General features: G+C 72.5%; 1 protein-coding gene. It reads right to left on the bottom strand.

Translation table 11 applies throughout. From position 1 onward, the window contains the following. Positions 1-58: 58 nt before the first annotated feature. On the bottom strand, positions 59-1,239 hold a 1,181-nt coding region (gene serB, locus BJP40_RS17840; RefSeq protein WP_071281224.1), incomplete at its 5' end, for a phosphoserine phosphatase SerB.

The raw sequence follows: 1,239 nt of genomic DNA, 5'->3' as shown, positions 1-1,239 counted from the left end.
ACCCGTCCCCTGAGGGGAGGGTGCCGGGGCCCCGCCGCGCACGGCGGCCGCCGCGAGGTCAGTCGGCCTCGGTGTCCGCCGCCTCGACCTCCTCGCGCGTGACGCCGAGCAGATAGAGCACCGTGTCGAGGAACGGCACGTTCACGGCGGTGTGCACCGCCTGCCGGACCACGGGCTTCGCGTTGAAGGCGACTCCCAGCCCGGCGGTGTTCAGCATGTCCAGGTCGTTGGCGCCGTCGCCGATCGCGACCGTCTGGGCGAGCGGCACGCCCGCCTCCGCAGCGAACCGGCGCAGCAGCCGGGCCTTGCCCGCCCGGTCCACGATCTCGCCGGTGACCCGCCCCGTCAGCTTGCCGTCGACGATCTCCAGGGTGTTCGCCGAGGCGAAGTCGAGCCCGAGCCGCACCTTCAGGTCGTCCGTGACCTGGGTGAACCCGCCGGACACCACGCCCACCTGGTAGCCGAGCCGCTTGAGCGTACGGATGAGGGTGCGGGCGCCGGGCGTCAGCCGCACCTCCTCGCGCACCTTGTCGACCACCGACGCGTCGAGCCCCGCCAGCAGCTGCACGCGGGCGTGCAGGGACTGCTCGAAGTCCAGCTCGCCGCGCATCGCCGCCGCGGTGACCTCCGCGACCTTGTCCTCGCAGCCCGCGTGCGCCGCGAACAGCTCGATGACCTCGTCCTGGATGAGCGTGGAGTCGACGTCCATGACGACCAGCCGCTGCGCCCGCCGGTGCAGGCCGGCGGCCACCACGGCCACGTCCACGCCGATCTCGTGCGCCTCGGTGGCCAGGGCGGTCCGCAGCGGCTCGGTCTCGACGCCGGACACCGCGAACTCCACCGCGGTGACCGGGTACTTCGCCAGCCGGAAGATGCGGTCGATGTTGGCGCCCGCCTTGGTGATCGTGGACGCTATGGCCGCGGTGTTCTCCGCGGTCAGCGGGTGGCCCAGCACCGTCACGTGGGAGCGCCCGTGGCCGCGGGGCCGGTTGTCACCGGTACCCGAGATGATCTCGGCCTGGAGCTTCAGGGACTCGGCCCAGCTGTGCACGGTGGCCCGCAGTTCACCCTCCGCGCCCGCGGCGGGCTCGGTGACGAGCGCGCACAGGACGATGCGGCCGCGGGTGACGACCTGCTCGATGTCCACGACATCGACGGCGAACGCGGCAAGGGTGTCGAAGAGCCCGGCGGTGATCCCGGGGCGGTCCTTCCCGAAGATCTTGACGAGAAGGGTGGGGA

This window comes from Streptomyces sp. CC53 (assembly GCF_001865245.1).
In the GTDB taxonomy this organism is placed as follows: Bacteria; Actinomycetota; Actinomycetes; order Streptomycetales; family Streptomycetaceae; genus Streptomyces.
Note: the sequence above shows the minus strand (reverse complement) of the source record. Positions and strands in the feature narration are given on the sequence as shown.